The organism is Chromobacterium sphagni, assembly GCF_001855575.1.
Lineage (GTDB): Bacteria > Pseudomonadota > Gammaproteobacteria > Burkholderiales > Chromobacteriaceae > Chromobacterium > Chromobacterium sphagni.
Window position 1 is genome coordinate 2,713,960 of record NZ_MKCS01000001.1, and the last position, 20,987, is coordinate 2,734,946.

The window sequence follows — 20,987 nt, forward strand, 5'->3', positions numbered from 1 at the left end:
GACGGTTTGGCGTCAGGCGACTTGTTGAGCGTCGTTCACCCAGCGTATCGCCTGGCTGGGCACTTCCTTGTCTTTGGATACGATCTGCAGGGCCAGGCCGCCGCAGGAGGTTTCGCGATACTTGGCGTCCATGTCCTTGCCGGTTTCGTACATGGCGGCGATCACCTTGTCCAGCGATACCTTGGGCGAGCTGGCGCGGTGCAGCGCCATGCGGGCGGCGTTGATCGCCTTCACCGCGGCGATGGCGTTGCGCTCGATGCAGGGGATCTGCACCTGGCCGCCCACCGGGTCGCAGGTCAGGCCCAGGTTGTGCTCCATGGCGATTTCGGCCGCCATGCACACTTGCGACGGGCTGCCGCCCATCAGCTCGGCCAGGCCGGCTGCGGCCATCGAACAGGCCACGCCTATCTCGCCCTGGCAGCCCACTTCGGCGCCGGAGATGGAGGCGTTGAGCTTGAACAGGCAGCCGACGGCGCCGGAGGACAGGAAGAAGCGCAGGCAGCTGTCGTCGTCCAGCGGCTGGATGAAATGGTTGTAGTAGGCCAGCACCGCCGGCACCACACCGCAGGCGCCGTTGGTTGGCGCGGTGACCACCCGGCCGCCGGCGGCGTTTTCTTCCGACATCGCCATCGCGTACATATTGACCCAGTCCATCACCGACAGCGGGTCGTTGGCCACCTGCAAGGAACTGGTCAGCATGCGGTGCAGCGCCGGCGCGCGGCGCGGGATGCGCATCGGGCCGGGCAGGTTGCCCTCGGTGCGCATGCCGCGCTCCATGCTGCTCTTCATCACCTCCCAGACGCGGGCGAAGTGGGCCTGAGTGTCCTTGGCGTCGTGGAAGGCCTTTTCGTTTTCCATCACCAGCGCGGCGATGGACAGGCCGGTTTCCTCGCACATGTCCATCAGCTGCTGGGCGGTGACAAAGTGGTAAGGCACTGGCACGTCGCTGCAGCTGGATTGATTGAAGTGCTCCTCGTCGACGATGAAGCCGCCGCCGATCGAGTAATAGGTTTTGGTCAGCACGCAGTCGTCGCCGACGAAAGCGTGGATCTGCATGCCGTTTTCGTGCAGCGGCAGGTTGGCGGTATGGAAGTCCATGCCGAAGGCGACGCGCTGCTGGGTGCGGCCCAGCGTCAGCTGGGCGGTTTTTTCCACGTCGCCGATGACGGCGGCGCTGTGCTCCGGATCCACGGTGTCCGGCAGGTTGCCGGCCAGGCCCAGGATGATGGCGTGGTCGGTGCAGTGGCCCTTGCCGGTGAGGGCGAGCGAGCCGTAGCAGTCCACGTGCACGCGGCCAACCTGGTTGAACTTGCCGGTTTCCTTGAGCGCGCCGAGAAACTGGTGGCCGGCCTTCATCGGGCCGACGGTGTGGGAGCTGGAGGGGCCTACGCCGATTTTGTAGATATCACTCATGCTGAACATGATGCTACCTCTTTGATGCTGAAGGGGGGAGGGGAGGCCCGGCCTGGGGCGGCCGGGCGGGCTGACGATCAGGCGATCAGATCGTAGAAGATGGCGGAGATGGCGATCAGGCCGATCAGCACCACAAAGAGGTTGCTGGGCGCGCCGGCGTATTTCTTCATCGCCGGAATTTTCTTGATGGCGTACATCGGCATCAGGAACAGCAGCATGGCAATCACCGGGCCGCCCAGGGTTTCAATCATGCCCAGGATGGACGGGTTGATGGTGGCGATGATCCAGCAGGTGACGATCATGAACACGGCGGTGCAGCGATCCAGCTTGGCGGAGGCGATGGTCTTGCCGCGCTGGCGCAGCTGCTTGATCACCAGGCCGTTGAAGCCTTCCTTGGCGCCCAGGTAGTGTCCCAGGAAGGACTTGCTGATGGCCACCATGGCGATGATGGGCGCAACCCATTCGATCACCGGGTTCTGGAAGTGGTTGGCCAGGTAGGACAGGATGGAGATGTTCTGCGCCTTGGCGGCGGCGAGATCGGCCGGGCTCAGGCTGAACACGCAGCTGAACACGAAGAACATCACGGTCACCACCATCATGGTGTGGGCACGGATCAGCACGCGGCTGGATTCCTGCTCGGCTTCCGCGCCGTGCAGCTTGCGCTGGTCCACCGAAAAGGACGAGATGATGGGCGAGTGGTTGAACGAGAACACCATCACCGGGATGGCCAGCCACAGCGTCTTGTAGAAGGCGCCGCTGGACAGGGCGTCGGACAAGCTGCCGGCGTGCTGGATGGCGGAGCTGTTCCACTGCGGGATCAGGTATAGCGCCAGCAGCATCAGCACGACCACGAACGGGTAAACCAGGATGCTCATCGCCTTGACGATCACCGCTCCGCCCAGGCGGACGATGGACATCAGGCCCAGGATCAATGCCAGAGAGAACACCGCGCGGGTCGCGAGGCCGTTGCCGACTTCGATGTGCAGCTGGTTGTTGAGGAAGGACAGCACCGTGTTGGTGATGGCCACGCTGTACATCAGCAGGATAGGGTAGATGGCGAAGAAATACAGCAGCGTGATCAGCTTGCCGGCGGTAAGGCCGAAGTGCTCTTCCACCACCTCGGTGATGTCCGCGCCTTCCTTGCTGCCGGACAGCACGAAGCGGGTGAGGCCGCGGTGGGCGAAGAAGGTCAGCGGCAGGGCCAGGATGGCCATCAGCATCAGCGGCCACAGGCCGCCGATGCCGGCGTTGATCGGGAGAAAGAGGACGCCGGCGCCGATGGCGGTGCCGTACAGGCCGAGCATCCAGACGGTGTCATGCTTGGTCCAGCCGGAGGAGCCGGATCGCGGTGCGGTTGAAGCAATGGCTTGAGACATGATGTGGTGCCTTCTTAAGACAAGTTTTTGCAATTACCGGGTTCGATTTCCCGCCGCCGTTTGTGGCTGCTGGTCATCGAGGAGAAGCTTGGTGCTTGCCGGGGTTCGAGTGAGCGGATCGAACCTTGTCCGGCTGACTTGCTGCTCATCGTAAGTGCTTTGTAATTAACAAGGTACACATTTAAGAACATCAGTTGATTCTAATCAAGTTAAATTTGTATCTAAACGAACAAGCGAACATGGATCTGGGTGGATTTTTTGCGCATTGTTATTATTGGTATGGAATATATTGGCAACTTTGTGCCTTTAATGAATTTATATTGGTTTAATTTTATATTTAATGGCATGAAATTTTTAATTTATGGCTGCTCGTGAAAATTTACAGACGGTGAGAATGGTCTTCGGTGGTCGTTCCATATTGGAGTTTTTGCTTTAACGTGGAGTTTGCCGGAAGCGAGGGGGAAGGCCGGAGAGCGGCTGGTTTGCCGTGGGGGGTGGAGGCGTCTGCGCGCGATTTGTCAATGCATGGGGCATCTCTGTAAACGGACTGCATCTGATTGAAACGTAAAGACTATGCTTCTTGGCCGGATGCTGTGGTCTATCCGGCGCACGGGTGGCGTGGAGCGGGTGTGGCGGCGGTCTTGCGGTTGTTGGAATTTGTTCGAAGTTGGATTGATAGCGAGCATACTTGAAGCATATTTGTTCGTATATGAAAATAAATCCTTTCAAATGAACATTATATTTTTCGAATTGGAATCTTCAGCAAATTGACGAAAGCGGCGCGGCCGAAACGATCATGGCTGATGCCGCCAGAGCCTGGCCGACTTGCCGGCGCGACGCAGGCCGACGTCCGGGTACGGGGGCTGTCAGGCGTTTGTGCCGGGAGACATGCGGTCATGGCCGGCCATTGACTCGGATGTCAGGCAGTTGCGAGCGGTTTTATACCGATTGGGAAGACGGGCTTGTGTTGATTGTTATCAAACACAAATTTACGAAAACGAACATAAAATTTTCCTAATTTGCAAGGCATGCGAATGGTTGCCCGTTGTCGGGGAATCGCTTGCGCATCCTGGCCCACGCTTTCCTATATAAAGAGATGAAACGAAATGAGCCATTCTTCCACTCTCGCCTACGTGGTCGACGAGGCCGCCTGCAAGCAGCAGGTGCTGCGCAGCGAGCCGGGTCGCTACCTGCTCAGCGCCGCCATGGCCGGCGCGCTGATCGCCGCGGTGCTGATGGTCAGCCTCAAGCTGGGCCAGGTGTTCCTCGCCGCCGGCGCGCCCGGCTACTACATCGCCACCGCCGGCTTCTTCGGCGTGGCGCTGGTCAGCATCATTGTCTGCAAGGTGGAGCTGTTCACCAGCAATGTGATGTATTTCACCGTGGGCGCCCTCAGCGGCCGCTGCCGGGTGTGCAATCTGCTGCGCAGCTGGGCGATGGTCTACCTGGGTAATCTGCTGGGCGTGCTGGCCTTCGTCGCGGTGCTGGCCGGCGCCGGCGGCATGGGCGCGCTGCCGCAGGACCATCTGCTGTTCAATGTGGTGCAGCACAAGGTGCACGCCGAAGCGCTGGAAATCTTCTGGAAGGGCGTATTGTGCAACTGGGTGATTTGCCTGGCGGTGTGGGTGCCGATGCGGATGAGCAGCGAGGCGGCGCGCCTGCTGATCATCATGCTGCTGGTGTTTGTGTTCTTCTTTTCCGGTTTCGAGCACAGCATCGCCAACATGGCCTTTTTCGCGCTGGCCAAGCTGCAGGGCATGGAGGGGCTGGAGTGGGCCGATATCCTGCACAATATGATTCCGGCCACGCTGGGCAATATCGTCGGCGGCGCCATCGGCGTGGGCCTGGTGGTGTTCCGCCTGGAACGCCACACGCTGCGGGCGGTCTGACCGAAGGTATGGTTAGGCTGGATTTGTAAACCGTGGGAGTTCGTTTTCGAATGTAGTCGGCACGGTGTGTGATTTTTAGGCCGATTTTTATATAAGCGGTTGATAAAAATTCATTATTTTTGCTGCTGAGTTTGCTGCGGCGCAGTATGGAAAGTCGGGTGGAAGCCGGCGCGGCTTGATGAAGATCAAACGGGATTTTCGATTCCGAATGTAACATGGTTTCAATATCCAACACATTACTGGACTTAGCCAAGAAGGAGGCACCATATGGACGCCCTGACTCACGACGCTGCACAAGCCAACCCCTGGCGTGATTTCGCCGCCGGCGACTGGCAGAGCAAGGTAGACGTTCGCAACTTCATCCAGCTGAACTACAAGCCGTACGAAGGCGACGACAGCTTCCTGGCCGACGCCACTCCGCGCACCAGGAAGTTGTGGGATACGCTGGGCGTGCTGCTGAAGGAGGAGCGCGCCAAGGGCGTGCTGGATGTGTCCGCCGACCGCGCCTCCTCCATCACCGCGCACGACGCCGGCTACATCGACCAGGCCAATGAAGTGATCGTCGGCCTGCAGACCGACGCGCCGCTCAAGCGCGCCATCATGCCCAACGGCGGCCTGCGCATGGTGGAGAACGGCCTGGAAGCCTTCGGCTTCAAGATCGACCCGGTGATCAAGGAGGTCTGGGAAAAATATCGCAAGAGCCACAACCAGGGCGTGTTCGATGTCTATACCCCGGAAATCATGGCCTGCCGCAAGTCCGGCGTGATCACCGGCTTGCCGGACGCCTACGGCCGCGGCCGCATCATCGGCGACTACCGCCGCGTGGCGCTGTACGGCACCGACTTTCTGCGTAAGGAGCGCCAGCAGCTGTTCGCCGAACTGAACGACGTGGCTTTCACCGACGAAGTGATGCGCCAGCGCGAAGAGCTGTCGGAACAGTTCCGCGCCCTGAACGAACTGCGCCAGATGGCCGCCAAGTACGGCTACGACATCAGCCGCCCGGCGGCCAATGCCCGCGAAGCCATCCAGTGGGTTTACTTCGCTTACCTGGCCGCTGTTAAGGAACAGAACGGCGCCGCGATGTCCTTCGGCCGCGTGTCCACCTTCCTCGACGTGTACATCGAGCGCGATATCGCCGCCGGCGCGCTGACCGAAGAGCAAGCGCAGGAAATGATCGACGATCTGGTGATCAAGCTGCGTATCGTCCGCTTCCTACGCACTCCGGAATATGATCAACTGTTCTCCGGCGACCCGACCTGGGTGACCGAAGCCATCGGCGGCATGGGCGAAGACGGCCGTACCCTGGTCACCAAGAACAGCTTCCGCTTCCTCAACACCCTGTATAACCTGGGCCCGGCGCCGGAACCGAACCTGACCGTGCTGTGGTCGGTGAAATTCCCGCAAGGCTTCAAGAACTTCTGCGCCAAGGTGTCCATCGACACCAGCGCCATCCAGTACGAAAACGACGATCTGATGCTGCCGTACTGGGGCGACGATTACGGCATCGCCTGCTGCGTGTCGGCGATGAAGATCGGCAAGCAGATGCAGTTCTTCGGCGCCCGCGCCAACCTGGCCAAGGCGATGCTGTACGCGATCAACGGCGGCCGCGACGAGAAGAGCGGCGCGGTGGTGGCCCGCGGCTTCGAGCCTATTACCGGCGACGTGCTGACCTATGAAGAGCTGATGCCCAAGTTCGAGAAAATGATGGACTGGCTGGCCGCCACTTACGTCAAGGCGCTGAACTGCATCCACTACATGCACGACAAGTACGCCTATGAGCGCATCGAAATGGCGCTGCACGACCGCGACATCATCCGCACCATGGCTTGCGGCATCGCCGGCCTGTCGGTGGCCGCCGACTCGCTGTCCGCCGTCAAGTTCGCCAAGGTGCACATCATCCGCAACGAAGACGGCCTGGCGGTGGATTACAAGATCGAAGGCGAATACCCGGCGTTCGGCAACAACGACGACCGCGTCGACGACATTGCGGTATGGCTGACCCAGTCCTTCATGAACAAGATCAAGGCCCAGCCGTACTTCTACCGCGACTCCAAGCCGACCCAATCGGTGCTGACCATCACCTCCAACGTGGTGTACGGCAAGAAAACCGGCAACACTCCGGACGGCCGTCGCGCCGGCGAACCGTTCTCCCCGGGCGCCAATCCGATGAACGGCCGCGACGTGAAGGGCTTTGTCGCCGCCGGCGCCTCGGTGGCCAAGCTGCCTTACGATTCGGCGCTGGACGGCATCAGCTGGACCGCCTCCGCCACGCCGGACGCATTGGGCCATACCGCAGAAGAGCGCATCGCCAACCTGGCCAACTGCCTGGACGGTTTCGCCTCGGCCAATCCGACCTCGTTCTCGACCGCCGAGTGCACGCCGTTCGATTGCGAAGGCGAACGCAAGATCGCCGGCGGCGGCTTCCACGTCAACGTCAACGTGTTCAAGCGCGAAACCTTGCTGGACGCGATGGAGCACCCGGAGAAGTACCCGCAGCTGACCATCCGCGTGTCGGGCTATGCGGTGAACTTCGTCAAGCTGACGCGCGAGCAGCAGCTGGACGTGCTCAACCGCACCTTCCACGGCAAGATGTAAGCTGCCGTAGGGCGGGCAGGCCGCAGGGCTTGCCCGCGCTTCATGCATCAATGGCGGGGCCGTTCGACAGGAACGCCCCGCTTTTCACAAGATTCACCGGAGATACGGCATGACCCCACCTATTGCCGCTGACCACACCGAAGCATCCCTTAACGCCGAAACCATAGGCTATCTGCACTCCACCGAGAGCGGCGCCGGCGTGGACGGCCCCGGCATGCGTTTCGTCTTTTTCACTTCAGGCTGTCAGTTCCGCTGCCTGTATTGCCACAATCCGGACACCTGGAAGCTGCACAATGGCCGCCAGGTGACGGTGGAGCAGGCGCTGTCCGAAGTCTCCTCCTACGCGCGCTTTTTGAAGTTTGCCGGCGGCGTCACCATCTCGGGCGGCGAGCCTTTGATGCAGCATGAGTTCGTCGGCGAGCTGTTCCACCAGATCAAGCAACGCTATGGCCTGCACACCGCGCTGGACACCCAGGGTTTCCTGCACGAGCGGGTGGCGGACGCATGGTTCGACGATGTCGATCTGGTGATGCTGGACATCAAGCATTCCGACCCCGACAAATACCAGGCCCTCACCGGCCAGCCCTTGCAGCCGACGCTGGATTTCGCCCGGCGCCTGCAGCGTCTGCGCAAGAAGATGTGGATACGCTATGTGCTGGTGCCGGGCGTCACAGACGGCGACGCCGACATCGAAAAACTGGCGGATTTCGTCGCGGAGCTGGGCGATGTGGTGGAGCGGCTGGAAGTGCTGCCCTTCCATCAGCTGGGCAAGGACAAGTGGGCGCAGCTGGGCGTGGAGTACCAGCTGGCCGATACGCCGATTCCGACTGCGGAGCAGGTGGCGCATGCGCGCGCGCTGTTCGCCAGCCGCGGGATGAAGGTGACCTGAGGCGGGCGCGATGCCGTCTTGCCGCTATTGAAAAATGCCGCTAGCCCTGAACCGGGTGGGCGGCGTTTGTCTGTGCCGGGTCATTGGTGGCGGCGCGTGATTCGGATGGCGAGGACGCAGGCGAGGTCCGTCCCCCCGATGGTTTTGAAATCAGAAAGGCTGGGCGATAGATGACGATGATTCTGGAGGTCTGCGCCGGCTCGCTGGCCTCGGCGCTGGCGGCGCAGAAAGGCGGCGCGCAGCGGGTCGAGCTGTGCGACAACCTGCCGGAGGGCGGCACCACGCCTTCCTACGGCATGCTGGCGCTGGCGCGGGAAAAGCTGGATATCGATCTGCACGTGCTGATCCGGCCGCGCGGCGGCGATTTTCTCTATTCCGAGCTGGAGTGCGAGCTGATGGCGCGCGACATTGAACAGTGCCGGCGGCTGGGCATGGACGGGGTGGTGCTGGGCCTGCTCGGCGCCGATGGCGATGTCGACGTTGCGCGCACCCGCCAACTGCTGGCGCTGGCCGGCCCGCTGGCGGCGACCTTCCACCGCGCCTTCGACATGGCTCGCGATCCCGCGCAAGCGCTGGAGGAGGTGATCGCCGCCGGTTGCCGTCGCTTGCTGTCATCCGGCCAGGCGCCGTCCGCGCTGCAGGGCGCGGCTCTGCTGCGGCAGCTGCGCGAACAGGCCGGCGAGCGGCTGGCGGTGATGCCCGGCGCCGGAGTGCGGGCCGACAATATCGCCGAGTTGCGGCGGCTGACCGGCTGCCGGGAGTTTCACGCCTCGGCGCGGGCAGGCATTGAAAGCCGCATGCGATACCGCCAGCCCGGGCTTGGCATGGGGGCGCCGGGGACCGACGAATACGCGTGGCAGGGAACCTCGACAGAGGAGGTGCGCCGGCTGCTGCGAAACGGCGCGGCGGCGTAGTCTCCGCGCCTATGCGCCGCGTTGAGCGGACAGGCGGCGCCGATTGCTGCGACCGATATAGTCAAAATGCCTGGAATATTTACGCAATAAATGTCATAAGAATGAAAACGTCCGCCTGAAACTGGAGGAGAAGCCATGTCTGCCCGTCCCCCCGCGCGCTGGTTCCATATCGCCGCCAGCAGTTGCTGCCTGCTCATCGTCAGCGGTCAGGCGCTGGCCGGCCAGGCCGCCGTCGCCGCGCCCGATCAATACGGCGCCGCGGTGGCGGCGCAAATCCTCAAGGACGGCGGCAATGCGGTGGACGCCGCGGTGGCCGCCGCCTTCACGCTGGCCGTCACCTATCCGGAGGCCGGCAATATCGGCGGCGGCGGCTTCATGACGCTGTACCAGGGCGGCAAGCCGTATTTCCTCGACTACCGCGAAACCGCGCCTAAGGCCGCCAGCCGGAACATGTATCTGGACGACAAGGGCCAGGTGGTTCCGAATCTGAGCTTGGTCGGCGCGCGCGCCGCCGGGGTGCCGGGCACGGTGATGGGGATGTGGCAGGCGCACCAGCGCTTCGGCAAGCTCAGGTGGCAGCAGCTGTTGGCGCCGGCGATAGGCTACGCCGAGCATGGCTTCACCGCGGCGCCCAAGCAATACCAGTACCGCGGCGAGGCAGTGAGGCTGTTTGCCGGCAAGACCAATTTCGCCAGATATTTCGGCAAGCTCAAGTCCGGCGAGACTTTCCGCCAGCCGGAACTGGCCGCCACCCTGAAGCGCATCGCGCGCTACGGCGCGGCTGACTTCTACCAGGGCAAGACCGCCCAACTGCTGGTGGCGCAAATGAAGCGCGACAACGGCCTGATCGGCGCCGACGATCTCAACGACTACCGCGCGCGCTGGCGCGAGCCGATCAGCATGGGCTGGCGCGGCAACATCATCTACACCGCGCCGCCGCCCAGCTCCGGCGGCATCGCGCTCTGGCAGCTGCTGGCGATCAAGCAGGACCGCGCCGCCGATTTCGCCGGCGTCGCGCATAACTCCGCCCGCTACATTCACCTGCTGGCCGAGATAGAAAAGCGGGTGTTCGCCGACCGCGCCGACTACCTGGGCGATCCGGACTTCGCCAAGGTGCCGCTGGCCGAGCTGACCGACCCGGCTTACCTGGCGCGCCGCGCCGCCGAGATCAATCCGCTGGCGATCTCGGCCACGCCGGACGTCAGGCCCGGCCTGGAAACGCGTCAGACCACCCACTTCTCCATTGTCGACCGCTGGGGCAATGCGGTGGCCAACACCTACACGCTGAATTTCGACTTTGGCAGCGGCGTGGTGGTGCAGGGCGCCGGCTTCCTGCTCAACGACCAGATGGACGATTTCAGCGCCAAGCCGGGCGTGGCCAACGCCTTCGGCGTGGTGGGCAAGGACGCCAACGCGATCCAGCCCGGCAAGCGCATGCTGTCGTCGATGGCGCCCACCATCGTCACCCGCGACGGCAAGGTCACGTTGGCGATAGGCACGCCCGGCGGCTCGCGCATCTTTACCTCCATCTTCCAGGTGCTGAACAATCTGTACGACTTCAATATGCCGCTGGCCCAGGCGGTGGCGGCGCAGCGCGTTCATCACCAGTTGCTGCCCAAGGACACCATCTTCTACGAGGATTACGCGCCGCTGACCGGCGCGGCGGCGGATGAGTTGAAGGCCATGGGTTACGCGCTGAGGGACCAGGGCTGGCGGATGGGCGACATCCAGGCGGTGAGGGTGGATGGCGAGGTCGCGGAAACCGCCTCCGATCCGCGCGGCCGCGGGGTGGGCATCGTGGTGAAATAAGGAAAATCAGCGAGAGATGGAGGGCGGCATGCCGTTCAGGGCAGTTTTGACCGATGTGGCGGATGACGCGGTGCTGGCGCAGATCGTCGCGCCGCTGGCGCAGTACAACGAAGGGCAGGCGGGGCCAAGCCATCACCGGCCGCTGGTGATCCGGCTGGAAGATGAGGAGGGCCAGGTGGCCGGCGGCCTGTGGGGCTATACCAATTTTGGCTGGATGTATGTCCAGTTGCTGGCGGCGCCGGCCGCCGCGCGCGGCCAGGGGCTGGGCCGCCGCCTGATGGAGCAGGCGGAGGCGGAGGCCCGCGCCCGCGGCTGCGTCGGGGCCTGGGTGGACACCTTCACTTTCCAGGCACCGGCGTTTTACGAGGGACTGGGCTACCAGCGCTTCGCCGAACTGGCCGACTACCCGCCCGGCCACAGCCGGGTGTTCTACCACAAGCGTTTCGAGGCTGAGCCAGCTTGAGCGCTTGCCGGGCGGCTGGCCGCCGCTAGACAGGGCGGGTTCCAGCGCGGCCAACGCTCAATCGCGCTGGAGAACGGCGTGGCTCGCCATGCCGCGCCGCTTTCATTCGGCAAGAGAAAATCCGGGCAAGTAATGCTTGGTGATTGGTTCTAGCTTCAACTAAAACACTTAGGTAAATCTACCTTAAGTGGCTGGAGCGTACCGTGACATATCTGCTTGCCCAATTCAGCATCCGGGCCAAAATCTTCGGTCTGATTCTCCTCGGCATCGCCGCGGCCCTGATCATCGGCATCAACGGCATCATGGGCACCGGCGGCATGTTCCAACTGACCACCGACATGCACGACAATATGCTGAAACCGGTGTACTGGCTGGGCCAGGCCGGCAAACAGGCGAGCTATGTCAGCCGCGCCGACTACCGCTATATCGCCGAGAGCGAAAAGCCGGTGATGGACCAGGTGCAGGTCAACCGCGACAAGTTCGAGGCCAATATGAAGGGCTTCCTCGATCAATACCGCAAGACCGAGCTGACGCCGCCGGAGGTGGACGCGCTCAAGCGCTTCGACGCCGCCTGGGAGGCGATGAACGCGCCGTGCAAGAAAGTGCGCGAGCTGAGCTACACCGACACCGGCAACGGCGAGAACAACAAGAAGGCGCTGGCCATCATGGCCAAGGAGTGCCGGCCGTTGTTCACCGCCGCCGACGACATCCTGACCGAGCTGTCCAACATCAACATCAAGCTGGCCGACAAGGCGCTGGACGACGCCCAGGCGCAGTACCAGCGCGTGCGCGCCATGGCCATCTCGGTGCTGGTGGTGGGGCTGGTGCTGTTGACCGGCCTGGGGCTGGCGATCCAGAACGGCATCATCGGCAGCCTGAAAACCGCCGGCGAGGCGATGGTGCGGATAGGCACCGGCGACCTGAACGGCGAAATCCGCCCGCTGGGCAAGGACGAGATCGCCGGCATGATGCAGTCGCTGGCCGATACCCAGCAGCGGCTGCGCAAGACCGTGGGCGAGATCATGCGCGCGGCCACCAATGTCGCCGCCACCTCCGAGCAACTGGCGGCGTCGACCGAGCAGGTCAGCGCCAGCATCGGCCAGCAGGTCAACGCCACTTCCAGCGCGGCGGCCTCGATCGAGGAACTGACGGTCAGCATCGACCTGTGCTCCAGCAATGCCGGCCAGGCCAACGAGCAGGCCAGCCAGGCCGGCCATCAGGCCAAGGCCGGCAACCGCGACGTGCAGGATTCCACGGTGCAGGTAAAGAAAGTGAATGAGAGCGTCACCCGTTCGGCCGACAGCCTGGAGTCGCTGTCCGATCAGGCGCAGCAGATCGGCAGCATCGCCACCGTGATCAAGGATGTGGCCGATCAGACCAATCTGCTGGCGCTGAACGCGGCGATCGAGGCGGCGCGCGCCGGCGAGCAGGGCCGCGGCTTCGCGGTGGTGGCCGACGAGGTGCGCAAGCTGGCCGAGCGCACCACCACCTCGGCGCAGGAAATCACCGTCATGATAGGCAAGATCCAGGAGGGCGCGCGGGTGGCGGTGGACGGCATGCGCGGCAGCCGGCAGATCGTGGCCGACGTGGTGGTGGCGGCGGAGAACGCGTCGGCCACCATCAGCACGGTGGAGTCCAGCGCGGCGGAAGTGGTGAACGCCATCGGCGAAATCGCCTCGGCGATGCGCGAGCAGCGCCAGGCTAGCACCGAGCTGGCGGGGCGGGTGGAGGCCATCGCCCAGATGTCCAAGGAAAACGGCGTCGCGGTGGATGTGTTCTCGCAGGCCACCCGCGAATTGGCGATGGTGGCGGAGCAGCTGCAGCAGACCACCATGGCCTTCAAGCTGGATTGACGGCTACATGCGCTGGAACAGGTGGGCGTAGCCGCGGCTCACCTCCAGCGGCTGCGGATGGCCGCGCAATTGCAGCAGCATGCCGCGCTGGCCATCGTCGCGGCGCACCTGCTCGATGGCATCCACCCGCACCAGGGTGGCGCGGTGCACCTGCCAGAATTCGTCCGGATCCAGCCGCGGCAGCAGCTCCTTGATGGTCATGCGGATCAGAGCCTCGCAACCGGCGGTCTGCACCCGGGTGTATTTCTCGTCCGACTGGAAGAACAGCACTTCTCCGGTGCTGATCATCCTGAGGCTGTTGCCGACCGAGGCGCGTATCCAGCGCAGATAATCCGGTTTTTCCAGCTGGCGGCCCAACTGCTGCAGTGTGGCCTGCCATTGCGCCGGCAGCGAAATCTGCCTTTGCCGCCAGCGCTGGCGGGTGCGCTCCAGCCTGTCGTCGTCCACCGGCTTGAGCAGATAGTCTATCGCCCCTTCCTCGAAGGCCTTGACCGCGTACTGGTCGTAGGCGGTGACGAATACCACCGGGTATTCGCCATTCAGCTCCACCGCGGCGGCGATGCCGCTTTGCACCGGCATGGTGATGTCGAGAAACACCAGGTCCGGGCGGTGGCGGCGCGCCAGCGCCACCGCTTCGGCGCCGTCGCGCGCCCCAGCCACGACTTGCAGCTCGGGCCATACTCTTTGCAGCGCCATTCGCAGTTGTTCGCGCATCAGGCGTTCATCGTCGGCGATCAAGGCGGTGAGTGAGGTCATTCCGGATATCCTGTCGATTGCGGTAAGGGTCAGGTCAGCGCGAATGGCAGCGCGATGGTGGCGCGGGTGCCGCCTTCCGGCCGCACTTCCAGCAGTAGCTCGGCCGCTTCGCCGTACAGCAGCGCCAGCCGCTCGCGGATATTGGCCAGCCCCATGCCCTGGCCGGGTTGTTCCGGGAAGCCGACGCCGTCGTCGCACACAGTCAGCCGCAGCCTGCCGTCCAGCACCTTGGCCTTCACCGCGACGACGCCGCCATCGGCCTTGGGCTCCAGCCCGTGCTTGATGGCGTTTTCCACCAGGGTTTGCAGCATCATCACCGGAAAGCGGGCCTGCAGCAGCGATTCCGGCACCTCCAGCCTCACCTGCAGACGTTCCTCCATCCGGAGCTGCATGATGTCGAGAAAGGCGCGCGACAGTTCCAGCTGCTGGGCCAGGCTGGTTTCGCCCGGCGACTCGCGCCACTGGGGCAGCGAGGAGCGCAGGTAGCGGATCAGCGCCTTCTGCATGGCGAGCGCGCGCTCCGGCGCGGTTTCCATCAACTGGCAGACCGAGGACAGCGTGTTGAACAGGAAGTGCGGTTCGATCTGCGACTGCAGCGCGCCGATGCGGGATTCCGCCAACTGCCGCTGCAGCGCCTCCACCTCGGCCTGCTTCTCGGCCTGCTCCGTGCGCGCCACCGCCTGCTCGGCGCGCTGCTCCGCCCTTTGCTTGCCGCCGGCCAGCACCTTGGTGAGGATGGCTGTCAGGATCAGCACCACCGTGAGCTCATGAACGCCGACGATGCCGCCCATGATCATGGCCAGCAGGCTGATCAGGGCCAGCCGGCCCCAGCTCACCTGCGCCACCCAGTCGAAAAACAGCCACCAGTAGACGCTTGCCTTCTGGCGGAGCGATTCCAGCCCGTCCAGCGCTTCGGCGTGGCTTGGCCTATTCATGATGCGCCTCCCGCTCCGATGGCTTGCCCGGCAGCGCCAGCGGCGGGCGGCGCGGACGGACAAAGATTTTGACGAAGATGGAAACCAGTATCAGCCAGGCGGCCAGGCCCGGCAGAACCAGTATGCCGCAGGCGATGATGGTCAACAGCGCCAGCAGCGCCAGCCGCCCCCAGCCGGTTTCCGCCAGCCAGTCTACATACAGCTGCCAGTAGATGGCTATCTTGTGCTTGGCGGCCTCGAGGCCGGTCAGCGCTTCCGCGTGTTTTTGCTGGTCCATGTGATTCTCCCGTGTTGGTGCGTGTGTCCTGACTGTAGGAGGCGGCCATGCGCGGCGACAGCGGATTGCGACGGAATGGACGAAGCGATGGATGAAATGGCGGTTGACGGGATGGGCGGGCGGCGGAACGCCCGGCAGAGCGATTCGCCGCCATCCGCCGTTGGGCGCTTATAAGCCCAGCTCCCGCTCCAGTAGCGCCATCTCCTGTCGCCATTGCTGTTGCAACTGCGGTTTCTGGTGCTTGGGCCGGCGCGCCTGGTCCGCCGCCAGCAGGGCTTCCAGCTGGCACCAGCGCAGCCATTGCGCCTCGGCCTGAGTTGGCGGCTCGGCCGCGGCGGGCGGCGCTTGCGTCGCTATGCCTTGCCGCGGCGGCAGGTCTGCATCGGCCTGAAGCGACGCGCGAAACAGGCTGGCATAGGCGCTTTCGGCATCCGGCCATTCCTGCAGGCTGCCATCGCGCACCGCCCAGAAACGGTTGCAGCCGCGTTCTATCAACTCGCGGTCGTGCGATACCAGCAGCACGCCGCCGGCGAAGCCCGCCAACGCCTCGGCCAAGTCGCGCTTGCCTTCCAGGTCCAGGTGGTTGGTGGGCTCGTCCAGCCACAGCAGATGGTGGCTGGCCAGCGACAAGGCCAGAAACAGCAGCCGCGCGCGCTCGCCGCCGCTGAGGCTGGCCACGGTTTGGCCGTGGCGCGGGTAGGCGAAGCCGGCATTGATCAGCGCCTGGCGGCGGACGCTGTCGGGCAGCGGCGCAAGCGGGTAAATGGCGTCGCTCAGCGTGGCCCGGTCGTCCAGCTGGCGCAGCGACTGGTCGTAATAGGCGATGCGCGCCGCCGGATGCCAACCCCAGCCGGGGCCGGCCTCGCCCCGTTGCACATCGCTCCAGCATTGGCGCAGCAGCGACGACTTGCCGGCGCCGTTGGCGCCCAGCAGCGCCACCCGGTCGCCCGGACGCAGCCACAATTCGCCGGTATCGAACAGCGCCGGTTGTTCCGGCGCGGCGCGCACCTTTAGGCCATCCAGGCGTATCAGGCTGTCGGCGGCCAGCGCCTGGCCTTGCAACTCCAGCTTCCAGGGACTGCCGCTGCTGACGAAGGTCTGCTCGTCCTTAAGCCGGTCGACGCGCTTTTGCATCGACTTGGCCTTGCGCACCAGCTTTTCGTTGTCGTGTTCGCGGCCCCAGATCGCCAGCCGCTTGCTGCTGGCGGCGATGCGGTCGATTTCCTTTTGCTCGCCGGCATGGCGGGCCTGGGCGGCCGAGTCCATCTCGGCCAGCGCCGCCAGCGCTTGGCTGCAGGGCAATTCGAAGCTGTACAGCCGGCGGTCGCGCAGAATCCAGCTTTTGCCGGTGGCGTTGTCCAGCAGGCGAGGATCGTGCGACACCAGGATGAAGCCGCCCTGCCAGCGGCGCAGGAAGTCTTCCAGCCACAGCAGGGACGGCAGGTCCAGGTGGTTGCTGGGTTCGTCCAGCAGCAGCATATTGGGCTGCCGCAACACGGCTCGGCCCAGCAGCAGCCGGGTGTGCTGGCCGCCGCTGAGGCTGGCCACCAGGGTGTCGGCCTGTTGTTCCAGCTCCAGTTCAGCCAGCAGGCTGTCCACCCGCCAATGCTGGCGCGGTTCGGCTTCCAGCAGCGACTGGCGCGCGCTGATGCCCGCCAGCCGCGGCGGTAGATGCTGCTCGACATGCTGCAGCCGGCACTGGCCGGCGTATTGCACCGCGCCGGCATCGGCTTCTCGGCTGCCGGCCAGCAGGCCCAGCAAACTGCTTTTGCCGCAGCCGTTGTGACCGATCAGGCCGATGCGGTCGCCCAGTTTCACGGTAAAGGAAAGGTCTTGGAACAGCGGGCCATGGCCGGCGTCCAGATGGAGGGAAAGCGCGGAAATCAGGGTTGTCATGCTCTTGCTCGCTTATGCGCGGGACGTGTCTGTCCCTGTCAACAGGAGCGCTGGCGACAACGGGTGAGTCGAGAAGGAACTCTTGGAAATGGGGAGCGCGGCTTGGCTCGAACCCGCTTATCGCAGCGCGATGGACGGCAGGCAAGAGCAGGCAAATGTGCCATAAAGGCGAGCCAACATTTTTGGGCGCGCAAACAGAACCATATTTACCTCCTTTCTTTATCAGAGGGGAAACCAGGCCGCGCAGTATAGCCGGCGGCCGGCGGGCTTGAACAGGGGGCCTGCTGCTGCCGCGCGGCCCTGGCGCCCTTGCGGCCATCCGCGCGATGCCCGCGCCGGTCAGGCGAACAGGCCGGGCGGGGCGCTGTGTTCCAGTTCGAAGCGCAGCAGCGCGGCCTTCAGCGGCAGGCCGCCGGCGTAACCGGTGAGGCTGCCGTCGGCGCCCAGCACGCGGTGGCAGGGCACGATCAGCGCGATCGGGTTGGTGGCATTGGCGCGGCCCACCGCCCGTGCGCCGCCAGGGTGGCCCAGTTGCAAGGCCAGTTCGCCGTAGCTGACTGTGCTGCCGTATGGAATGCGCCGTAGCGCCGCCCATACCTGTTGCTGGAACGGCGTGCCGGCCGGCGCCAGCGCCAGGTCGAAGCCCTGGCGCTGGCCGGCCTGGTATTCCGCCAGTTGGCGCGCTACTGAATGCAGCGCGGCGTCGTCGCGGCGGCCGGCGTGTTCGGCCAGTTGCTCCGGCGCGGGGTTGAACAGCAGCCTCAGCAGCGCGCCGTCGGCATCCAGCCAGGCGGCGGCCGGGCCGAAGCGGGTGTCCAGCAGGCCATGGCAGGCGGCGTGGGTGGTTTTCATGATTCAGTTTCGTTGGGCGAGAGGTGTGGCTATAGGATTGGCGGCATGTGCGACGGCTCGATGCGGCATCCAGCCATTCTATTTGGATGTTGGCGTTTTGCGTAGCTTGGCCGCGGGCGCGTCCTGGCGCGGCTGCCCCGGGCTCGCTCTCGCGCATGCTTTTCATGCCATCGGCCATTGTCCGGGCCAGTCGGGCAAAACCTGCGCACTCCGCAGCATCCCCGCTGGCGAGCAGTTGGCCCAGCAGCCTGCGCGCGCCTCTGCGATGCGCTGCGCCACGCGCCAGCTATCCCCGGTCAGGATGGCTTCGCGCGCCCGCCGGTCTTGAGCGCTGCTCCGCCGTTCGATCAAGCCCTGCCGTTCCAGCGCGGCCAGTTGCCGGCTGATTGTCGTGTGGTCGCGTCCCGCGTGTTCGGCAAGCTCCATCACGCCCATCGGCCCTACCGCGCCGAGGCGCGCAATCAGGGGAAAGAGCGCGCGGTCGAGCGAAACGCCGGCCTCCCGCAGCTGCCGATGGCGGACGAGCCCGGCATTCCGGCGCAGGGGGTCTACTCCAGCGAGCATGCGCTGGCCTGGAGCGAGAAAATCGCCGGAGCGGATGGATTCGTCTTCGTCACGCCGCAATACAACTGGGGCTAACCGGCGGCATTGAAAAACGCGCTGGATCACCTATACCGCGAATGGCCCGGCAAGCCGGCTGTGATCGCGAGCTACGGCGGGCATGGCGGCGGCAAGTGCGCTGCCCAGCTCAGGCAGGTGGCCGACGGCCTCAAGATGCGCGTCGCGGCGACGATGCCTGCCCTTGAGTTGTCGGAGGAGGCGATGCGCAGCGGCCAGCTCGAAGCGGGCCGTGAATTCGCCGGGCAAGCCGCGACCGTCGAGCAGGCGTTCGACGAACTGGCCAGCCTGCTGCTGAACGAGGGCGCTTGAGCCAAAGGGCTTGCGTTGGGCGGCATTGCCCGATGCCGGTCCGCAGCCGGTTGATCGATGATGCTGACGGGCTGGAGCAGCGGGTGTACTGTGGCGCTTTGACTTGTTTGGCGACATCGGCTGCATGGGCGATGTCTGAAAATTCATCCCAATCAGCCGCCGACCGGGCGGTTTGACGCCAGGGCTCCCACTGATGGACACGATCATTCGCCGGGCGCTTGCCCGGGATCTGGACCAAATCGTGCAACTGCGAATGCGCTTGTTCGACGATGCGGTCGATTTGAACGGCTGCCGACCAGACGCTGAGATGTTGCAAGTCACCAGAGACTACTTTCAGCAGGCTTTCGACAGCGACGACTGCGCCACCTGGGTGGCCGATAGGGCGGGACGGGTAGTGGCGCTGGGGTCGTTGGTGGTGTTTGCCCGACCGCCCTATCCGGGCAATGCGGCTGGCAAGGAGGCCTACCTGCTGAATATGTACACCCTGCCGGAACAGCGGCGGCAGGGCTTGGCGCAGGCCATTCTGCGCGAAGCGATGGCGCACGCCGGGGAAAAGGGCTATGCCAAGGTTTGGCTGCATGCCACCGAGGATGGCCAGTCCCTGTACCTGTCGGCGGGCTTTTCCGCGTCGGACAAGTATATGGAATGGCAACCGGCGTGAACGCATGCGCGGATGGCTGGGCGCGCGGTCGGCCGGGTTCTGTCTAAACCGCCATGACTAAGGACGATGGATGACTTTCGCCGCTGATGCCGTCATCGCGCTGGTCGCGTTGCTGCATGTTTATTTTTTGGCGCTGGAGATGTTTTGGTGGGACAAGCCGCTGGGGCTCAGGGTATTCGGCATGACGCCGGAGCAGGCGCGGGCGACCAAGGCGCTGGCGGCCAACCAGGGTCTTTACAACGGTTTTTTGGCGGCGGGTTTGCTGTGGGGGTTGAGCCAGGGAGCGGCGGGCGCGCAGATCAAGGCGTTTTTCCTGCTGTGCGTGCTGGCGGCGGGCGTGTACGGCGCGGCCACCGCCAGCCTGAAAATCCTGTATATCCAGGCGCTGCCGGCGGCGATAGGCCTGGCGCTGCTGTGGCTGGCCTGAACGGCTGAACGGTTTCTCCTTGCCGTGCGCGGCCTGCCTATCCCGTCGCCTCCAGTTCACGCAAAAAGCTCTCCAGCACCAGATTGGCGCGCCTCCCCTTGCGGGTGGCCAGCGCCAGCGGCACGTCGTAGCGGTATTGCTGCGGCAGCAGCGGGCGCAGCATGTCCTGCGCCACCCAGCCGGCGGCGAAGTGGTCGGGCAAGTAGCCGATGTAGCGGCCGGTGAGAATCAGGAAGGCGATGCCTTCGCGGTCGGTCGCGGTGGCGGTGGCGTGGAGCCGCTGTTGCTGCGCTTGCGCTTCCGGCGGCAGCCGGTAGATGGGGGCTACCGCATCGGCATCGGTGAGGTCCGCGTCGGCGATGGCGCTGTCGGCGCGGCCAAACAGCGGATGCTCGCGGCTGCAGTACAACAGCGAGCGCTCGTCGTACAAGGGCAGGTAGTCCAGCCCGGACAGGGGCTGGATCAGCGGCACCACGCCGGCGTGCAACTGGCCGTCCAGCAGGCCGGTTTCGATGTCGCTGGGCGTCATCATGCCGATGTTGACGCGCACGTCGGGGCCTTGCTGGCTCAGCGCGCGCAGCGCCTGGGTGATGCGCATCCTGGGCAGCGTCACCAGGTTGTTGACGATGCCTATGCTTAATTCGCCGCGCAACTGGCGGTGCAGCAGGTTCACCTCGCCGCGGAAGTCCTCCAGCGCGGCCAGCAGCGTGTGGCTGGCGCGCAGCACTTCGCGGCCCTCGTCGGTGAGGGAGAAGCCGGCGCGGCCGCGCTGGCACAGCCGGATGCCCAGCCGTTTTTCCAGATCGCCCATCTGCAGGCTGATGGCGGAGCGGCTGATGCCCAGCACGCCTTCGGCGGCCGAGAAGCCGCCGCATTCGGCCACGGTGCGGAACAGCCTGAGCAGCCGGATCTCGAAATCGCTGACCTGGCCCAGCGCCGGTTTGCGGTTCATATAGTTAAGTTAAATTGAATCTGAACATAAGAAAGATAGCATTTAACTCACTCAATGTGCGGCGCATGCTGTGGCCATACTCCTGCCACAGGTGCCCTGC

At 64.4% G+C, this 20,987-nt stretch carries 18 protein-coding genes and 1 pseudogene; 10 read left to right on the forward strand and 9 right to left on the reverse strand.

The genetic code is table 11. The features are described 5' to 3' along the window. Positions 1–12: 12 nt before the first annotated feature. Together BI347_RS12810 and BI347_RS12815 are read right to left on the reverse strand one after the other, a co-directional pair. Positions 13–1,422 carry an L-serine ammonia-lyase gene (locus tag BI347_RS12810; protein WP_071114818.1) on the reverse strand — a complete coding sequence of 470 codons (1,410 nt, stop codon included), beginning with the start codon at positions 1,420–1,422 and terminating at the stop codon, positions 13–15. 68 nt (positions 1,423–1,490) lie between these two features. After that, a complete protein-coding gene (locus tag BI347_RS12815) occupies positions 1,491–2,789 on the reverse strand; it encodes an HAAAP family serine/threonine permease (RefSeq protein ID WP_071116011.1) in 1,299 nt (432 codons plus the stop codon). A 1,106-nt stretch (positions 2,790–3,895) separates the two neighbouring features. Between BI347_RS12815 and BI347_RS12820 the strand changes: the two genes are divergently transcribed. From BI347_RS12820 to BI347_RS12850, 7 genes are all read left to right on the forward strand, one after another. Further along, positions 3,896–4,678 carry a formate/nitrite transporter family protein gene (locus BI347_RS12820; protein WP_071114820.1) on the forward strand — a complete coding sequence of 261 codons (783 nt, stop codon included), beginning with the start codon at positions 3,896–3,898 and terminating at the stop codon, positions 4,676–4,678. A 267-nt stretch (positions 4,679–4,945) separates the two neighbouring features. Then, positions 4,946–7,273, forward strand: coding sequence for a formate C-acetyltransferase (pflB, locus tag BI347_RS12825; protein WP_071116012.1), 2,328 nt, complete (start codon positions 4,946–4,948; stop codon positions 7,271–7,273). Between the two features lie 109 nt (positions 7,274–7,382). Then, a complete protein-coding gene (gene pflA / locus BI347_RS12830; protein ID WP_071114822.1) occupies positions 7,383–8,162 on the forward strand; it encodes a pyruvate formate-lyase-activating protein in 780 nt (259 codons plus the stop codon). Between the two features lie 170 nt (positions 8,163–8,332). Beyond that, on the forward strand, positions 8,333–9,076 hold the full coding sequence (locus BI347_RS12835) for a copper homeostasis protein CutC (RefSeq protein WP_071116013.1): 744 nt from the start codon (positions 8,333–8,335) through the stop codon (positions 9,074–9,076). Between the two features lie 135 nt (positions 9,077–9,211). Beyond that, complete coding sequence (gene ggt / locus BI347_RS12840; RefSeq protein WP_083338858.1) at positions 9,212–10,885, forward strand: gamma-glutamyltransferase; 1,674 nt, start codon at positions 9,212–9,214, stop codon at positions 10,883–10,885. A gap of 28 nt (positions 10,886–10,913) precedes the next feature. After that, positions 10,914–11,348, forward strand: coding sequence for a GNAT family N-acetyltransferase (locus BI347_RS12845; protein WP_071116415.1), 435 nt, complete (start codon positions 10,914–10,916; stop codon positions 11,346–11,348). A gap of 203 nt (positions 11,349–11,551) precedes the next feature. Next, positions 11,552–13,201: a methyl-accepting chemotaxis protein gene (locus BI347_RS12850; protein ID WP_071116014.1), complete on the forward strand. Its 1,650-nt coding sequence runs from the start codon at positions 11,552–11,554 to the stop codon at positions 13,199–13,201. A 3-nt stretch (positions 13,202–13,204) separates the two neighbouring features. On the opposite strand, the gene BI347_RS12855 is transcribed toward BI347_RS12850, so the two are convergent. From BI347_RS12855 to BI347_RS24980, 6 genes are all read right to left on the reverse strand, one after another. Continuing rightward, positions 13,205–13,957, reverse strand: coding sequence for a LytR/AlgR family response regulator transcription factor (locus BI347_RS12855; protein WP_071114826.1), 753 nt, complete (start codon positions 13,955–13,957; stop codon positions 13,205–13,207). Between the two features lie 29 nt (positions 13,958–13,986). Beyond that, positions 13,987–14,892: a sensor histidine kinase gene (locus BI347_RS12860; RefSeq protein ID WP_071114827.1), complete on the reverse strand. Its 906-nt coding sequence runs from the start codon at positions 14,890–14,892 to the stop codon at positions 13,987–13,989. Beyond that, positions 14,885–15,169 carry a hypothetical protein gene (locus BI347_RS12865; protein WP_071116015.1) on the reverse strand — a complete coding sequence of 95 codons (285 nt, stop codon included), beginning with the start codon at positions 15,167–15,169 and terminating at the stop codon, positions 14,885–14,887. Before BI347_RS12865 ends, BI347_RS12860 begins: the two co-directional genes overlap by 8 nt. Positions 15,170–15,337: 168 nt before the next feature. Beyond that, positions 15,338–17,065 carry an ABC-F family ATP-binding cassette domain-containing protein gene (locus BI347_RS12870; protein ID WP_071116016.1) on the reverse strand — a complete coding sequence of 576 codons (1,728 nt, stop codon included), beginning with the start codon at positions 17,063–17,065 and terminating at the stop codon, positions 15,338–15,340. A 339-nt stretch (positions 17,066–17,404) separates the two neighbouring features. After that, a complete protein-coding gene (locus tag BI347_RS12875; RefSeq protein WP_071116017.1) occupies positions 17,405–17,917 on the reverse strand; it encodes a methylated-DNA--[protein]-cysteine S-methyltransferase in 513 nt (170 codons plus the stop codon). A gap of 162 nt (positions 17,918–18,079) precedes the next feature. Next, on the reverse strand, positions 18,080–18,352 hold the full coding sequence (locus BI347_RS24980) for a MarR family winged helix-turn-helix transcriptional regulator (protein WP_204378037.1): 273 nt from the start codon (positions 18,350–18,352) through the stop codon (positions 18,080–18,082). Between BI347_RS24980 and BI347_RS12885 the strand changes: the two are divergent. The 3 genes and pseudogenes from BI347_RS12885 (at position 18,326) to BI347_RS12895 (ending at position 19,935) form a co-directional block, all read left to right on the forward strand. Further along, positions 18,326–18,847 (forward strand): annotated as a pseudogene (locus tag BI347_RS12885) (NADPH-dependent FMN reductase). The gene BI347_RS24980 and the pseudogene BI347_RS12885 overlap by 27 nt on opposite strands. A gap of 193 nt (positions 18,848–19,040) precedes the next feature. Continuing rightward, positions 19,041–19,508 (forward strand): GNAT family N-acetyltransferase, encoded by a 468-nt coding sequence (locus BI347_RS12890; RefSeq protein ID WP_071114832.1) that lies wholly within the window; start codon positions 19,041–19,043, stop codon positions 19,506–19,508. A gap of 70 nt (positions 19,509–19,578) precedes the next feature. Further along, the gene (locus BI347_RS12895; RefSeq protein WP_071114833.1) at positions 19,579–19,935 is read left to right on the forward strand and encodes a DUF1304 domain-containing protein; all 357 of its coding nucleotides are present in this window, start codon (positions 19,579–19,581) and stop codon (positions 19,933–19,935) included. Between the two features lie 37 nt (positions 19,936–19,972). On the opposite strand, the gene BI347_RS12900 is transcribed toward BI347_RS12895, so the two are convergent. Then, a complete protein-coding gene (locus tag BI347_RS12900; protein WP_071114834.1) occupies positions 19,973–20,887 on the reverse strand; it encodes a LysR family transcriptional regulator in 915 nt (304 codons plus the stop codon). Positions 20,888–20,987 lie beyond the last annotated feature (100 nt).